The sequence below is a fragment of the Streptomyces sp. 130 genome, from assembly GCF_007096885.1.
In the GTDB taxonomy this organism is placed as follows: Bacteria; Actinomycetota; Actinomycetes; order Streptomycetales; family Streptomycetaceae; genus Streptomyces.
Window position 1 is genome coordinate 57,340 of record NZ_VJNO01000022.1, and the last position, 13,505, is coordinate 70,844.

The following is a 13,505-nucleotide window of genomic DNA, read 5'->3' on the forward strand; positions in this document are numbered from 1 at the left end:
GGCGGAGGGGCGCCACGGCCGCGGGTTCTTGCATCGCCCCGTCGCACGGGTGAGCGTATGGACGAATTGCGCTCACTCATGGGGTAGTCGCACGATTCACCCCGGTTTCGGAGGTGATGTCGTGTCGTCGGGCACCCTGGTGCGTTCCCTCGGTACGGCGGCCCTGGCCGCCGTCGTCGTGGTCTCGCCGGCCACCGCCGTAGCGGCCCCCTCGCCCGCGCCGCCCGCACCCGGCGCTCCGCCCGACGGGGCCGCCGGGCTGCTGAGCGAGCTGCGCCTCCTCTATCAGCAGGCCGAAGAGGCCACCGAGAGCTACAACGGCACGACGGCCGAGCTGAAGAAGCGGGCCGCGAAGGCGAAGAAGCTCGACGCGGCCCTCGTCACCGCACGGCGCTCGCTGGCCAAGGGCCGGGACGCCGCCGGGCGGCTCGCCCGCGAGCAGTACCAGGGCCGGTCCGAGCTCTCCGCGTATCTGCGGCTGCTGCTGATGCGCGACCCGGAGGCCGCCCTGACCCAGGGCCAGGTCATCCAGCGCCTGGCCGCCGGGCGGGCGGCGGCCGTGCGGCGGCTCGGCGCCGCCGAGAAGCGGGCCGACGAGCTGGCGAAGGAGTCCCGCAAGGTGCTCGCCGAGCAGCGGACCCTGACCGCGCGGAAGAAGAAGGAGCGCGACACCGTGCGGACCCGGCTGAGACAGGTGGAGGCGAAGATCGCCACGCTCTCCCCCGACCAGCTCGCCGAGGTCTCCGGGCTGGAGCGGAAGAACACGGACCGGGCCCAGAGCGCCCTGGTGGCCTCCGGCGCGCTCGCCACGTCCCGGCCGCCGACCGCCCAGGGCGGCGAGGCCGTCCGGTACGCGGTCCGGCAGATCGGCAAGCCGTACGTGTGGGGCGCGGAGGGGCCCAGCTCCTTCGACTGCTCCGGGCTCACCTCGCAGGCGTGGGCGAGCGCCGGCCGCGTCATCCCCCGCACCTCGCAGGAGCAGTGGCGGCAGCTGACCAGGATCGCGATGAACGCGCTGCGCCCGGGCGACCTGGTGGTCTACTTCCCGAAGGCGACCCATGTGGCGCTGTACATCGGCAACGGCCTGGTGGTGCAGGCGCCCCGCCCCGGCACCCGGGTGAAGGTCTCGCCCGTGGCGTCCAACCCGGTGCTCGGGGCGGTCCGGCCCGACCCCGACGGCACGCCGCTGGCCTCGTACGAGGGTCCGGAGCTGCCCGCGGGCGCGACGGACGGCTCGGACGAGGGGTACGGGGCCTCCTCGGCCCCGGGCGCGTGACGGCCGGGGCCGGGGGGCCGCGGGGTCAGGCGGCCTGGGCCGCCACCGAGGCGAGGTAGGCGTCCGCCTTCTCGGGCTCGAAGAAGAAGTTCTCGAAGTCCGCCGGGTCGTTGAAGCCGTTGGCGAAGCGGTCCGCGACCGGCTGGAGCTGCCCGGCGGCGCCGATCAGGTTCAGCACGTGCTCCGGCGGGACGCCGAGCATGGCGTTGGTCCACTTGGTGACGTGCTGGGCGGTGTCCCAGTACCGGTCGAAGGTGGCCTGCATCCACGCCTCGTCGAACTCCCGGTCGCCGTGCTCGACGATCGCGTCGAGATAGGCGGCGGCGCACTTGGACGCCGAGTTGGAGCCCTGGCCGGTGATCGGGTCGTTGGCGACGACGACGTCCGCGACGCCGAGCACCAGGCCGCCGCCGGGCAGCCGGCCGACCGGCTTGCGGACGGTGGGGGCGTAGCGGCCGGCGAGGGTGCCGTTGGCGTCGGTCAGCTCGACCTTGGTGGCGCGGGCGTACTCCCAGGGGGTGAAGGCCTCCATCAGCTCCAGGGTCTTCGCCAGGTGCTCGGAGGGGTCCTTGATGCCCTGGAACGCGTCGAGCGGCCCGCCCGGGACGCCCTCCCAGAACAGGATGTCCGCGCGGCCGGTCGTGGTCAGGGTCGGCATCACGAAGAGCTCGCCGACGCCCGGGACCAGGTTGCAGCGGACCGCGTCGAACTCCGGGTGCTCCGGGCGCGGGCCCATGCCGTGCACGTACGCGACGGCCAGCGCGCGCTGCGGGGCGTCGAACGGCGAACGGGAGGCGTCCCGGCCGAACATCGAGACCAGCTCGCCCTTGCCGGCGGCGACCAGCACCAGGTCGTAGGCGCGGGAGAAGTAGTCCAGGTCGGAGACGGCCGCGCCGTGGATGACGAGCTGTCCGCCGCGCTGGGCGAAGGTGTCCATCCAGCCGGCCATCTTGACGCGCTGGTCCACGGACTGGGCGTACCCGTCGAGTCGGCCGACCCAGTCGACGGCCCGCGAGGAGTCGGGGGCGGCGACCGAGACGCCGAGCCCCTCGATGCGGGGGGCCTGGGACTCCCAGAAGTTGAGCCGGAGGTCCCGCTCGTGCTGGAGCGCGGTGTGGAACATGCACTGCGTGGACATGACCCGGCCGGAGCGGATCTCGTCGGCGGTGCGGTTGGACATCAGGGTGACTTCGTACCCCTTGGACTGCAGACCCAGGGCGAGCTGGAGCCCGGACTGACCGGCTCCGACTATCAGTATCTTCCGCATCGCGGTTCTCCGTTGTGTGGTGCTGAGGGGGGAGGTGGGGGGCTACGCGGGGGTGGCGTCGAGGGCGTGGCCGACGAGGGCCAGCAGGGACTCGACCACCGTGATCCGGTTGCGCGCGTCCATGATCACTACGGGCACGTGCGCGGGTACGGTCAGGGCCTCCCGGACGTCCTCCGCCTCGAAGCCCGGCGTCCCCTCGAAGTGGTTGACGGCCACGATGTACGGCAGTCCGCAGCTCTCGAAGTAGTCGAGGGCGGGGAAGCAGTCGGCGAGGCGGCGGGTGTCGGCCATGACGACGGCACCGATCGCCCCGCGCACCAGGTCGTCCCACATGAACCAGAACCGCTGCTGGCCCGGGGTGCCGAACACGTACAGCACGAGGTCGTCGTCCAGCGTGAGCCGGCCGAAGTCCATGGCGACGGTCGTGGTGGCCTTGTCCGGGGTGCCGCTGAGGTCGTCGGTGTCCTCGCTGGCCCGGGTCATCAGGGCCTCGGTCTGCAAGGGGGTGATCTCGGAGACGGCGGTCACGAACGTCGTCTTGCCGACGCCGAAGCCGCCCGCGACCACGATCTTCGTGGCGATCGGGGCCCGGGTGCGGTCCAGCTGCCAGGGCTGGAGCTGCTCCTCGGGCTGCTCCTGCGGGCCCGGCTGCCGCGGTGCGAACAGCGACTCAGAGACGGCGGAGTCCATCGAGCACCCTTTCGAGCAGTGCGCGGTCGGGCTGGCCGGTGCCGTGCCCGGTCCCGTACACGCGGATCTTTCCCTGGTCGGCCAAGTCGCTGAGCAGCACCCGGACCACGCCGAGCGGCATCTTCAGCAGGGCCGAGACCTCGGCGACGGTGCGCATCCGGCGGCACAGCTCGACGATGGCCCTGAGCTCCGGCATCAGACGGGTGGTCAGATTGCCGTTGGTGAGTTCGCGGCGCTCCTCGGGGGCGTCCAGCGCGGCGACGAACGTCTCGACCAGCAGGACGTGCCCGAAGCGGGTGCGTCCGCCGGTGAGCGAGTACGGGCGGACTCGCGCGGGCCGTTTGCCGGCCCCCCGGACGGGCAGCTTGCGGGCGGGTCCGGCCGCGGCGTGGCTCACTGGGCGCTCTCCATCGATTTGCGCAGCTCACTGCGGAGTTCGGGGGTGAGTACGTGTCCGGCGCGGCCGACGAACAGCGCCATGTGGTACGCGATGACGCCCATGTCGCAGTCGGGGGCGGCGTGCACCCCGAGCAGCGAGCCGTCGCTGATCGACATGACGAAGACGCTGCCCTCCTCCATGGCGACCATGGTCTGTTTCACGGAGCCGCCGTCCATCAGCTTCGCGGCGCCGACGGTGAGGCTGCCGATGCCGGAGACGATGGTCGCCAGGTCGGCGCTGGAGCCGCGCGGTCCGCTCCGCGGGGCCTCCGGTCCGGCGGCGGAGTGGTGGTGGCCGGGGTCGGAGGACAGCAGCATCAGCCCGTCGGACGAGACGACGGTGACCGAGTGGACCCCTGGCACCTCCTCCACGAGATTGCTCAGCAACCAGTGCAGGTTCCGTGCCTCGGTGCTCAGCCCGTATGTGCTGGGCGCAGTCAACTGCGTGCCTCCTCGACTGTGTCCCCCGTCTCTCCGGTCCGGCCGTCGCTACGGCCTGCCGGCTCGGCGTGCTCGGTACGTGTGGGGCTCGCGCCCTCGGCGAGTTCGGCCTCGACGTCGCGGCGGCCGTCCCTGGCCCCCTGCTGGAATCCGCCGAGCCTGCGCCGCAGGGCCTCCTTGTCGACGCTCCCCCGCCGCTCGGCGACGGGCGCCCCGGCGGGCCGGACCACCTTGGGCGTCCGCTTGGGCAGCCCCTTGTCGGTGACGGGTCCGGCCTCGGGCCGACGCGGGCCGGGGACGGTGTCCGCTGCCTCGGGGGCGGCGGGGGCCGGGCCCAGGGGCGGGGCCTCGTCGGCGGCGCGCTCGTGGCGGTCGGGCCCGATGGCGTACGGACCGGCGGCGGTGGCGTCCGGCACCTGCGGCGGGCGAGGCAGGCGAACCTGGAGAGTCCGCTCGGGATCGGCCTCGTTGGGGGCGGGGGCGGGGGCGGGAGTGGGCTGGGGGGCGGGGGCCTCGTGGGCCTCTGCGGGCTCGTGGGCCTTGGGGGCCTCTGCGGGCTCGGAGGCGGCGGGTTCCGGGGCGGGAATGGGCTCGTGGGCCTCCAGGGCCTCGGGGGCCTCTCCGGGCTCGTGGGCGGGCGCAGGCTCAGGGGCGTGGGCCTCGGAGGCCTTGTGGACCTCTGCGGGCTCCGGGGCGGGGGGGGGCGCCGGAGCGGGCGCAGGCTCAGGGGCGGGGGCCGCGGGGGCCTTGTGGACCTCTGCGGGCTCGTGGGCCTCGGGGGCCTCGCGGGCCTCCGTGGCCTCGGGGGTTGCGCCGGCCTCAGGCACCTCCGGCGTCTCGGGAGCCACATCGGCCTCGGGGGCCTCATCGGCCTCGGGGGCCACCAGCGTCTCACGGACCACCGGCGGCTCCGCCGCCACCGCGAGGGCCCGTTCCGCCGCGGCGATCATCGGGTCGTCGGAGGTCGGCCCGGAGCGCCCCGGCAGGGTGTTGGAGTTGGCCTCGGCCACCGAGCCCGGCAGGTTCAGCGCGGGCGCGTCGCCCGGGGCGGTGACGGGCGGGGGCGTCGCCGCCGGAAGGGCCTTGGGCAACAGGGCCTCGGGGAGGACGACGACGACGGTCACCCCGCTCCCCTTCTGCTCGCGCAGCTCCACGCGTACGCCGTGCCGGGCGGCGAGCAGCGAGGTGACCTGGAGGCCGAGCCCGGCGCCGTCCGCGTTCTGCTCGCCGGCCGCGAAGAGCGCCGGGTCGGCCAGGCGGGTGTTGAGCTCGTCCATCCGTACGGACGACATGCCGATGCCCTCGTCCTGGACGGAGAGCATCACCTCGCCGCTCTCCAGGAGCCAGCCGGAGAGCTGGACGTGGGAGTCGGGCGGCGAGAACGAGGTGGCGTTCTCCAGGAGCTCCGCGACCAGGTGGCTGAGGTCGTCCGCGGCGAACCCGGCGACCTGGGCGTGCGGCGGCAGGGACTGGATGGTGACCCGCTCGTACCGCTCGATCTCGCTGACGGCCGCGCGCAGGACGTCGACCAGCGGGATCGGGCCCGGGTGGCCGGGTCCGTGGTCCGCGCCCGCGAGGACGAGCATGTTCTCGCTGTGGCGGCGCATGACCGTGGCCATGTGGTCGAGCTTGAAGAGCGTGCCGAGCCGTTCCGGGTCCTGCTCGCGCTCCTCCAGGGACTCGATGACGCCGAGCTGCCGTTCGACCAGGCCGAGGGTGCGCAGCGAGAGGTTGACGAAGGTGTGGTGGACGGTGTTCCGCGCCTTCTCCAGCTCGGCCGTCAGCTCCTCCGTACGGGCCTTGAGTTCGGCGCACCGCGCCGTGAGGTCTTCGCGTCCGGCGAGCAGTTCGGCACGCTCGGTCTCCAGGTGCGCGAAGCGCCCGTCGAACTGCTGGAGCAGCTCCCTCAGGCGGCCGTGCAGGGCGTTGATGGAGCGGACGGTCTGGGCGAACTCGTCGTTGCGGCCGGCGTAGCGGACCGGTTCGGCGGTGGCGGGTTCGGCGGCGAGCCGGGCGGCACCGATCCGGAGCACGGCGAGCGGCTGGGTGAGGGTGCGGGCGACGGCGGTGGAGACGGCGACCGCGACGAGCAGGCAGCCGCCGAGGAGCGCGACGCGCAGTTCGAGGGCGGTGACGTCGTCGTCGCGGAGCTCTTCGAGGCTCTGGACCTGGGCGGTGCCGAGCGCGGCCTCCACGGAGCGCATCCGGTCGACGCGGGCGGCGAGGGCCGCGGCGACCTTCTTGTCGCTGACCTTCAGGTCGGAGTCGGACAGCTCGGGGCGGTCGGTCAGCTCGGCGAGGTACTTCTCGGCGCTGTTGACCTCCGGTCCGGTGACGGTGGAGGCCAGCTTGTCGCGGGCGGTGGCGCCGGCGGACTGGTCGAATTCGGCGAGGGCGGAGAGTTCGCCGACCCGGGCCTGCTGGGCGGCGGCGCTCAGCGCGTTCCGGGTGCGGTCCTCCTCGGTCTCGCCCTCGTCCTCGCTCTGCACGGGCAGCCCGGTGAACGGGTCGATGCGCGGCGGGGCCGGCTCCGGGCGGGGCACGGCGAGCGCGGCGAGCAGCAGCCCCCGGGCGGCGGACGCCTCCTCGGTGGCCCGGCCGAGCGCCTGCGGGGTGCGGGCGGCGTCGGCGGCGCGCGGCGGGGTGGAGCGGGCCAGCTCGTCGGCGAGGCCGTGGAGTTTCGCGATGACCTCGGAGTACGCCCGGTGGGCCGCCAGGGCCGTGCCCTTGCCGCTGATCGCGTCGCGGCGCAGGGACGGGATGGTGGACAGGTCGCGCAGGAGGTCCGCCGGGGCCGCTTCCCGGATCTCGTCCACCTGCTGGTCGACACGGGCGCCCCGGCTGCCCGGCTCGCCCTCGCGGCCGGCCGCGATGTAGACGGTGACCTCGTCGCGCTCGTCGGCGAGGGAATGGGCCAGGGAGATCGCCTGCTGGTTCAGCTCGGCGAGGGTGACCAGGTGCTGGGAGTCGGTGAGGTCGGAGGAGGCGGCGAGCACGGCCGGGGACCCCGCCGCTATGACGGTGATCCCGACGACGGCGACGCCCGCGACCAGCCGGCTGCGGACGCGCACACGGCGACCGCCCTCGGCCGGGGTCGTCGGCGCCGCCTCGGAACCGCTGTTGCTGGCGCCCTTGCTCCGAGGCCGCTTCTTCTGCACCGGTGCTCGCAATCTCGACTCGTCCGCCCTTGAAGCAGAGGTGACGCACGGTCACATGAACGAGCGTCCCGCCCCCTGGTACGGCTCCCGACCATTCCAGTGCTTTTCAGGAGGGGACGCGCATCAACCGCTCCGCCACACGAACGAGTGAACAACACTCCCGAGTTGGCGAACAAGTCTCCCCAGCGGGACCCCGCGCCATGCGCGGACACCGGCTGGAACTTCCGCACGGGCTTTGGCAGGATGCCCGCCCGCACCTTGGGGCGGAGTGGCTCCTTCCGCCTCGGCCGACCTTCTGACCTGCTGGTACACACCAAGCGCGGGACCGTGCAGGCACGGTGAAGGCATCGTGCAGACTGGCCGCATGCGCATCGAACTCGCAACCGCTCCCGGCGCACCGGACCGCCCGAACGAGGACTGGACGGCCTCGGTCCTTCCGGCTTCCGGTCGGGGCGGGGGGCTGGTGCTGCTCGACGGTGTGACCCCGCCGCGGGGCGATGCCGGTTGTGTGCACTCGGTTCCGTGGTTCACGGCCCGGCTGGGCGGCGCGCTGGCCGAACTGTCCGGTTCGCGGCGGGATCTGACCTTGCGGGAGATCCTCGCGGAGTCCATCCGGCGCACCGCGGACGCCCACCGCTCGACCTGTGACCTTTCTCACGTACGTACGCCACAGGCGACCGTCGTCGTGGTGCGTTGGGACGAGGACGGGGTGGAGCACCTGGTGCTGTCCGATTCGGTGCTGCTCCTCGAAGCGCCCGGCGGGGGAGTCCGCGCGGTGCTGGACGACCGGCTCGACCGGCTGCCCCGGGATCTCCTGGTCTCGGACGCGGTGGCCGACGCCCGGGCCCGCAACAAGGAGGGCGGCTTCTTCACGGCCGCCGCCGACCCGGCCGTGGCGGAGCGCGCGGTCACCGGGCGGACGCCGCGGGCGCAGGTGCGGGCCCTGGCCACGATGACGGACGGGGCGAGCCGCTGGACGGAGATGTTCGGCGAGGGCGACTGGGCGGCGTGCCTGGCGGTCCTGGAGGAGGAGGGCCCGCAGGCGCTGATCGACCGGGTCCGCGCTCTGGAGGACGCGGACACGGAGCGTAAGCACCTCCGGGGCAAGACCCACGACGACGCGACGGCGGCGTACGTACGCCTGTAGGCGGACCTCAGTCCTCGGCGCGGGCGTTCAGCTGGTGCAGCAGGCGGGCGAGTTCCGCGACCTCGGCGCGGTCCCAGTCGGCCAGCTTGCGGACGTAGCGGTCGCGGCGGGCGTCGCGGACGCTACGGAAGCGGGCGAGCCCTTCCTCGGTGAGGTGGACGAGAAACGCGCGCCCGTCGGCCGGATCGGGCTCGCGCGCCACCAGGCCGAGCGCCTCCAGGGCGCGGAGCTGCCGGCTCATGGTGGCCTTGCCGACGCCGAAGTAGGCGGCGAGATCGGTGGCCCGCTGCCGGCCGGCGGACTCCAGGCGCACGAAGAGGCCGTAGGCGGCGGCCTCCAGTTCGGGGTGCACCTCGCGCGCCATCTCGCCGGAACTGGCCCGCGCCCGGCGCAGAAAGACGGCCAGCTCCAGCTCCAGTGCGAGGAATTCGTGGTCCACACCACTTCCCCCGGTAGCGCCGCGTTCACGTCCGCTTTCGCTCCCGTGCACGTCAACTCCCCTCAAGAGCTTTCCCGCAGATGAAAGTTTCTTCCGCCGACGGCCATCACCGCAGCTCCGCCAGTATTTCGCAGGAGTAGACCAACGGCGCCGCCCAGGCCCCCTTCCGCCGAAAGGGTCTACGTGCGTAGCGTCATGCATGGCATGTCCACACCATGGCATGCATCCGGGGTCGCCGCGCGGCGCCTCCCGGGTCGGCAGATCCCCCCACCGAGGTCTCGGAGGCACGCAATGCCCGTGCACAGATCCGGCTCCAAGAAGTCCCGCCGCTCGCGCTTCGCCGCGGCCGGCACCCTGCTCGCAGCGCTCTCCCTCCTCATCGCGCTCCCCGGCGCGTCGAACGCGGCGGGCGGCGACCCCACCGCCCCCGCACGCGGCACCGCCACCATGGGCATGGGCGTCGTCGCCCACGACGGCAAGGGCGGCCTGCCCGTCGGCTCCACCGTCACCCAGACCGAGGGCGTGGACGTCAGCAGCCACCAGGGCAACGTCGCCTGGTCCACGCTCTGGAACAGCGGCGTGAAGTGGGCCTACACCAAGGCGACCGAGGGCACGTACTACACGAACCCCTACTTCGCGCAGCAGTACAACGGCTCGTACAACGTCGGGATGATCCGCGGCGCGTACCACTTCGCCACGCCCGACACCACGAGCGGCGCCACCCAGGCCAACTACTTCGTGGACCACGGGGGCGGCTGGTCCAAGGACGGCAAGACCCTGCCGGGGGTGCTCGACATCGAGTGGAACCCGTACGGCGCGCAGTGCTACGGCAAGACAGCGGCCCAGATGGTCTCGTGGATCCGTGACTTCGTGAACACGTACAAGGCGCGCACCGGGCGCGACGCGGTGATCTACACCGCGACCAGCTGGTGGCAGTCCTGCACGGGCAACAACGCGAGCTTCGGGACGACCAACCCGCTGTGGGTGGCCCGGTACAACAGCACGGTCGGGACGCTCCCGGCCGGCTGGGGCTTCTACACGATGTGGCAGTACACGTCCTCCGGCCCGACGGTGGGCGACCACAACCACTTCAACGGCGCCCTCGACCGCGTACAGGCGCTCGCGAACGGCTAGCCTCCCGGCCCGCGAAGCCCGGCGACACAGTCCGTCGCCGGGCTTCGCCGTGTCCGGCCACCCCGCTATGAACCCCGTGTATACAGCACAGGTATAGTCGCCGCTCAGGTCGCACACGAGTGCGACCGTGCACCAGAAGGGGTGGCACGCCGTGCCCAGGAAGAGGAAGTCGACCGGGACGGGGTTGGCCGTCGCTCTAGTGACAGCGCTCACTCTGACGCTGAGCGGCTGCACGATGGAGACCACCGCGCCCGGCTCGGCCCGCGACGACGCCGCCGCGGACGCCAAGGCGCCGATGGGCCCGGTGGACTGCCGCGAGGCCAAGTGCATCGCCCTGACCTTCGACGCGGGCCCGGGCGAGGACACCCCCCGCCTGCTGGACATCCTCAAGGAGAAGAAGGTCCACGCGACGTTCTTCCTGCTCGGCGAGAACCACGTCAAGAAGCACCCGGACACCGTGCGGCGGCTCGCGGCCGAGGGCCACGAGATCGCCAACCACACCTGGTCGCACAAGATCCTGACCGACCGGAAGCCGGCCGAGATACGCGCCGAGCTGGAGAAGACGCAGGACGCCATCGCGGCGATCACCGGGAAGAAGCCCCGGCTGATGCGCCCGCCGCAGGGCCGCACCGACGACACGGTCTCCGGCATCTGCAAGGACCTCGGGCTCTCCCAGATCCTGTGGAGCGCCACCGCCAAGGACTACTCGACCACCGACTCCGCGCTGATCAGGAAGCGGATAGTCGACCAGGCGGGCAAGGACGGCATCATCCTGCTGCACGACATCTACAAGGGCACCGTGCCCGCCGTGCCCGGGATCATCGACACCCTGAAGAAGCAGGGCTACACCTTCGTGACGGTCCCCCAGCTGATGGCCCCCGCCGAGCCGGTGCCGGGCACGATCTACCGCCCGTAGGCGCGGCCGTACGCGCGACGGCCCGCCTCCCCGCGTGGGATGAGGCCGGCCGTCCGCGCGACGGCCCGCCTTCCCGTGTGGGAGAGGCGGGCCGTCGAGGGCCGTTACGCCGCGGCCGGAATCCTGCGCTCCGCCGTGGCCGGGGCGAGGGCGATCTCCAGGACCTGGCGGACGTCGGTGACCGGGTGGACCTCCAGGGTCTCCAGCACCTCGGCCGGCACGTCGTCCAGGTCGGCCTCGTTCCGCTTGGGGATCACCACGGTGGTGATGCCCGCCCGGTGCGCGGCCAGGAGCTTCTGCTTCAGGCCGCCGATCGGCAGCACCCGCCCGGTCAGCGAGACCTCACCGGTCATCGCCACATCCGTGCGGACCAGCCGGCCGGAGAGCAGCGAGGCCAGCGCCGTCGTCATCGTGATGCCCGCGCTCGGGCCGTCCTTGGGGACCGCGCCCGCCGGGAAGTGGATGTGCACGCCCCGGTCCTTCAGGTCCGCGACCGGCAGCTCCAGCTCCGCGCCGTGCGACCGCAGGAAGCTCAGCGCGATCTGCGCGGACTCCTTCATGACGTCGCCCAGCTGGCCGGTGAGGGTCAGCCCGGACGCCCCGGTCTCCGGGTCGGCGAGCGACGCCTCCACGAAGAGGACGTCCCCGCCCGCCCCGGTCACCGCGAGTCCGGTGGCCACGCCCGGCACCGACGTACGGCGCTCGGCCGGGTCCTGCGCGGACTCGGGCACGTGGTGCGGGCGGCCGATGAGACCGCGCAGGTCGTCCGCGCCCACCGTGAACGGCAGCTCGCGGTCGCCCAGTTCGCTCTGGGCCGCGACCTTGCGCAGCAGCCGGGCGACGGCACGCTCCAGATTCCGCACGCCGGCCTCGCGGGTGTACTCGCCGGCCAGCTTGCGCAGCGCCGGTTCGTCCAGGGTGACCTCGTCCTTCTCCAGGCCGGCCCGTTCCAGCTGGCGCGGGAGCAGGTGGTCGCGGGCGATGACGACCTTCTCGTCCTCGGTGTAGCCGTCGAGCCTGACCAGCTCCATGCGGTCCAGCAGCGCCTCCGGGATGGCCTCCAGGACGTTGGCGGTGGCGAGGAAGACGACATCGCTGAGGTCGAGCTCGACCTCCAGGTAGTGGTCGCGGAAGGTGTGGTTCTGCGCGGGGTCCAGCACTTCGAGGAGGGCGGCGGCCGGGTCGCCCCGGAAGTCGGAGCCGACCTTGTCGATCTCGTCCAGCAGGACGACCGGGTTCATGGAGCCGGCCTCCTTGATGGCGCGCACGATGCGCCCGGGCAGCGCTCCGACGTACGTACGCCGGTGGCCGCGGATCTCCGCCTCGTCCCGGACGCCGCCGAGCGCGACGCGGACGAACTTGCGGCCCATGGCGTGCGCGACGCTCTCCCCGAGCGAGGTCTTGCCGACACCGGGGGGCCCGACGAGGGCCAGCACCGCGCCGCCGCGCCGCCCGCCGACGACGCCGAGTCCGCGGTCGGCCCGGCGCTTGCGCACCGCGAGGTATTCGGTGATGCGCTCCTTCACGTCCTGCAGGCCGGCGTGCTCGGCGTCCAGGATCTCCTGGGCGCCCCTGATGTCGTACGCGTCCTCGGTGCGCTCGGTCCAGGGCAGTTCGAGGACGGTGTCGAGCCAGGTCCTGATCCAGGACCCCTCGGGGCTCTGGTCCGAGGCGCGCTCCAGCTTGTCGACCTCCTTGAGCGCGGCCTCGCGGACGTGCTCGGGCAGGTCGGCGGCCTCGACGCGGGCCCGGTAGTCGTCGGACTCGTCCTCGGGGTCTCCGTTGAGCTGGGCGAGCTCCTTGCGCACGGCGTCGAGCTGGCGCCGCAGCAGGAACTCGCGCTGCTGCTTGTCGACGCCCTCCTGGACGTCCTTGGCGATGGACTCGGCGACGTCCTGCTCGGCGAGGTGTTCGCCCAGCCACTGGATGGCGAGCTTCAGCCGGGCGACCGGGTCGGTGGTCTCCAGCAGGCGGACCTTCTGCGCCGTGGTGAGGAACGGGGAATAGCCCGAGTTGTCGGCGAGCGCGGAGACTCCCTCGATCTGCTGGACCCGGTCCACGACCTGCCAGGCGCCGCGCTTCTTCAGCCAGCTGGTGGCGAGCGCCTTGTACTCCTTGACCAGCTCGGCCACGGCCCCGGGCAGCGGGTCGGGGACGGATTCGTCCACCCGGACCCCCTCCACCCAGAGGGCGGCGCCGGGGCCGCTGGTGCCCGCTCCGATGCGGACCCGGTCGCGGCCCCGGATCAGGGCGCCCGGGTCGCCGTCGGAGAGCCGCCCCACCTGCTCGACGGTGCCGCGGACACCGATCCCGGTGTACGTCCCGTCGATGCGCGGGACCAGCAGCACCTCGGGCTTGCCCCCGCCCTCCCGGGCGGCGGCCTGCGCGGCCTCGACGGCGGCGCGCACCTCGGTGTCCGAAAGATCCAGCGGCACCACCATTCCCGGCAGCACGACCTCGTCGTCGAGCGGCAGCACGGGCAGGGTGAGCGGTGTGACGGCGTTGGACTCAGTAGCCATGATCTCCCCTTCGGCAGTCAAGTTGAGCTATACAGGCTCAATGCTTATGAGCCCTGCAATGTTCCCCAAGCCCTGTTCGC

At 72.8% G+C, this 13,505-nt stretch carries 11 protein-coding genes; 4 read left to right on the forward strand and 7 right to left on the reverse strand.

The features are described from left to right. Window positions 1-121: 121 nt before the first annotated feature. Entirely contained in the window at window positions 122-1,276 is a 1,155-nt protein-coding gene (locus FKN01_RS19730; RefSeq protein WP_143622412.1) for a C40 family peptidase, read from the forward strand. A 25-nt stretch (window positions 1,277-1,301) separates the two neighbouring features. Here the strand turns inward: FKN01_RS19730 and FKN01_RS19735 are convergent, their stop codons facing one another. Genes FKN01_RS19735 through FKN01_RS19755 form a run of 5 tightly spaced genes read right to left on the reverse strand, consistent with a single transcriptional unit; the run spans window position 1,302 to window position 7,270 of the window. Further along, a complete protein-coding gene (locus tag FKN01_RS19735; RefSeq protein ID WP_143622414.1) occupies window positions 1,302-2,543 on the reverse strand; it encodes a styrene monooxygenase/indole monooxygenase family protein in 1,242 nt (413 codons plus the stop codon). A 42-nt stretch (window positions 2,544-2,585) separates the two neighbouring features. After that, window positions 2,586-3,233 carry an ATP/GTP-binding protein gene (locus FKN01_RS19740; RefSeq protein ID WP_143622416.1) on the reverse strand — a complete coding sequence of 216 codons (648 nt, stop codon included), beginning with the start codon at window positions 3,231-3,233 and terminating at the stop codon, window positions 2,586-2,588. After that, entirely contained in the window at window positions 3,214-3,630 is a 417-nt protein-coding gene (locus FKN01_RS19745; RefSeq protein ID WP_143622418.1) for a DUF742 domain-containing protein, read from the reverse strand. The genes FKN01_RS19740 and FKN01_RS19745 overlap by 20 nt, the downstream gene beginning before the upstream one ends. Beyond that, window positions 3,627-4,112 (reverse strand): roadblock/LC7 domain-containing protein, encoded by a 486-nt coding sequence (locus FKN01_RS19750; protein ID WP_143622420.1) that lies wholly within the window; start codon window positions 4,110-4,112, stop codon window positions 3,627-3,629. Before FKN01_RS19750 ends, FKN01_RS19745 begins: the two co-directional genes overlap by 4 nt. After that, window positions 4,109-7,270, reverse strand: coding sequence for a nitrate- and nitrite sensing domain-containing protein (locus FKN01_RS19755; protein ID WP_143622422.1), 3,162 nt, complete (start codon window positions 7,268-7,270; stop codon window positions 4,109-4,111). Before FKN01_RS19755 ends, FKN01_RS19750 begins: the two co-directional genes overlap by 4 nt. A 364-nt stretch (window positions 7,271-7,634) precedes the next feature. Here FKN01_RS19755 and FKN01_RS19760 point away from each other — a divergent pair, with 364 nt between their 5' ends. Further along, the gene (locus tag FKN01_RS19760) at window positions 7,635-8,417 is read left to right on the forward strand and encodes a protein phosphatase 2C domain-containing protein (protein WP_143622424.1); all 783 of its coding nucleotides are present in this window, start codon (window positions 7,635-7,637) and stop codon (window positions 8,415-8,417) included. A 7-nt stretch (window positions 8,418-8,424) separates the two neighbouring features. Here the strand turns inward: FKN01_RS19760 and FKN01_RS19765 are convergent, their stop codons facing one another. Beyond that, window positions 8,425-8,907: a MarR family winged helix-turn-helix transcriptional regulator gene (locus tag FKN01_RS19765; RefSeq protein ID WP_143622426.1), complete on the reverse strand. Its 483-nt coding sequence runs from the start codon at window positions 8,905-8,907 to the stop codon at window positions 8,425-8,427. Between the two features lie 240 nt (window positions 8,908-9,147). On the opposite strand from FKN01_RS19765, the gene FKN01_RS19770 reads away from it, so the two are divergent. Both FKN01_RS19770 and FKN01_RS19775 read left to right on the forward strand, forming a co-directional pair. Beyond that, window positions 9,148-9,990: a lysozyme gene (locus FKN01_RS19770; protein WP_143622428.1), complete on the forward strand. Its 843-nt coding sequence runs from the start codon at window positions 9,148-9,150 to the stop codon at window positions 9,988-9,990. A 235-nt stretch (window positions 9,991-10,225) separates the two neighbouring features. Then, the gene (locus FKN01_RS19775) at window positions 10,226-10,906 is read left to right on the forward strand and encodes a polysaccharide deacetylase family protein (RefSeq protein ID WP_398932805.1); all 681 of its coding nucleotides are present in this window, start codon (window positions 10,226-10,228) and stop codon (window positions 10,904-10,906) included. 104 nt (window positions 10,907-11,010) lie between these two features. Here the strand turns inward: FKN01_RS19775 and lon are convergent, their stop codons facing one another. Beyond that, entirely contained in the window at window positions 11,011-13,425 is a 2,415-nt protein-coding gene (gene lon / locus FKN01_RS19780; RefSeq protein ID WP_143622432.1) for an endopeptidase La, read from the reverse strand. Window positions 13,426-13,505 lie beyond the last annotated feature (80 nt).

Bases quoted from the DNA above. Each gene is read 5' to 3' on its own strand.
- FKN01_RS19760 (WP_143622424.1), top strand. From the start codon at position 7,635: ATGCGCATCGAACTCGCAACCGCTCCCGGCGCACCGGACCGCCCGAAC.
- FKN01_RS19735 (WP_143622414.1), bottom strand. From the start codon at position 2,543: ATGCGGAAGATACTGATAGTCGGAGCCGGTCAGTCCGGGCTCCAGCTC.
- FKN01_RS19775 (WP_398932805.1), top strand. From the start codon at position 10,226: ATGGAGACCACCGCGCCCGGCTCGGCCCGCGACGACGCCGCCGCGGAC.
- FKN01_RS19740 (WP_143622416.1), bottom strand. From the start codon at position 3,233: ATGGACTCCGCCGTCTCTGAGTCGCTGTTCGCACCGCGGCAGCCGGGC.
- FKN01_RS19770 (WP_143622428.1), top strand. From the start codon at position 9,148: ATGCCCGTGCACAGATCCGGCTCCAAGAAGTCCCGCCGCTCGCGCTTC.
- lon (WP_143622432.1), bottom strand. From the start codon at position 13,425: ATGGCTACTGAGTCCAACGCCGTCACACCGCTCACCCTGCCCGTGCTG.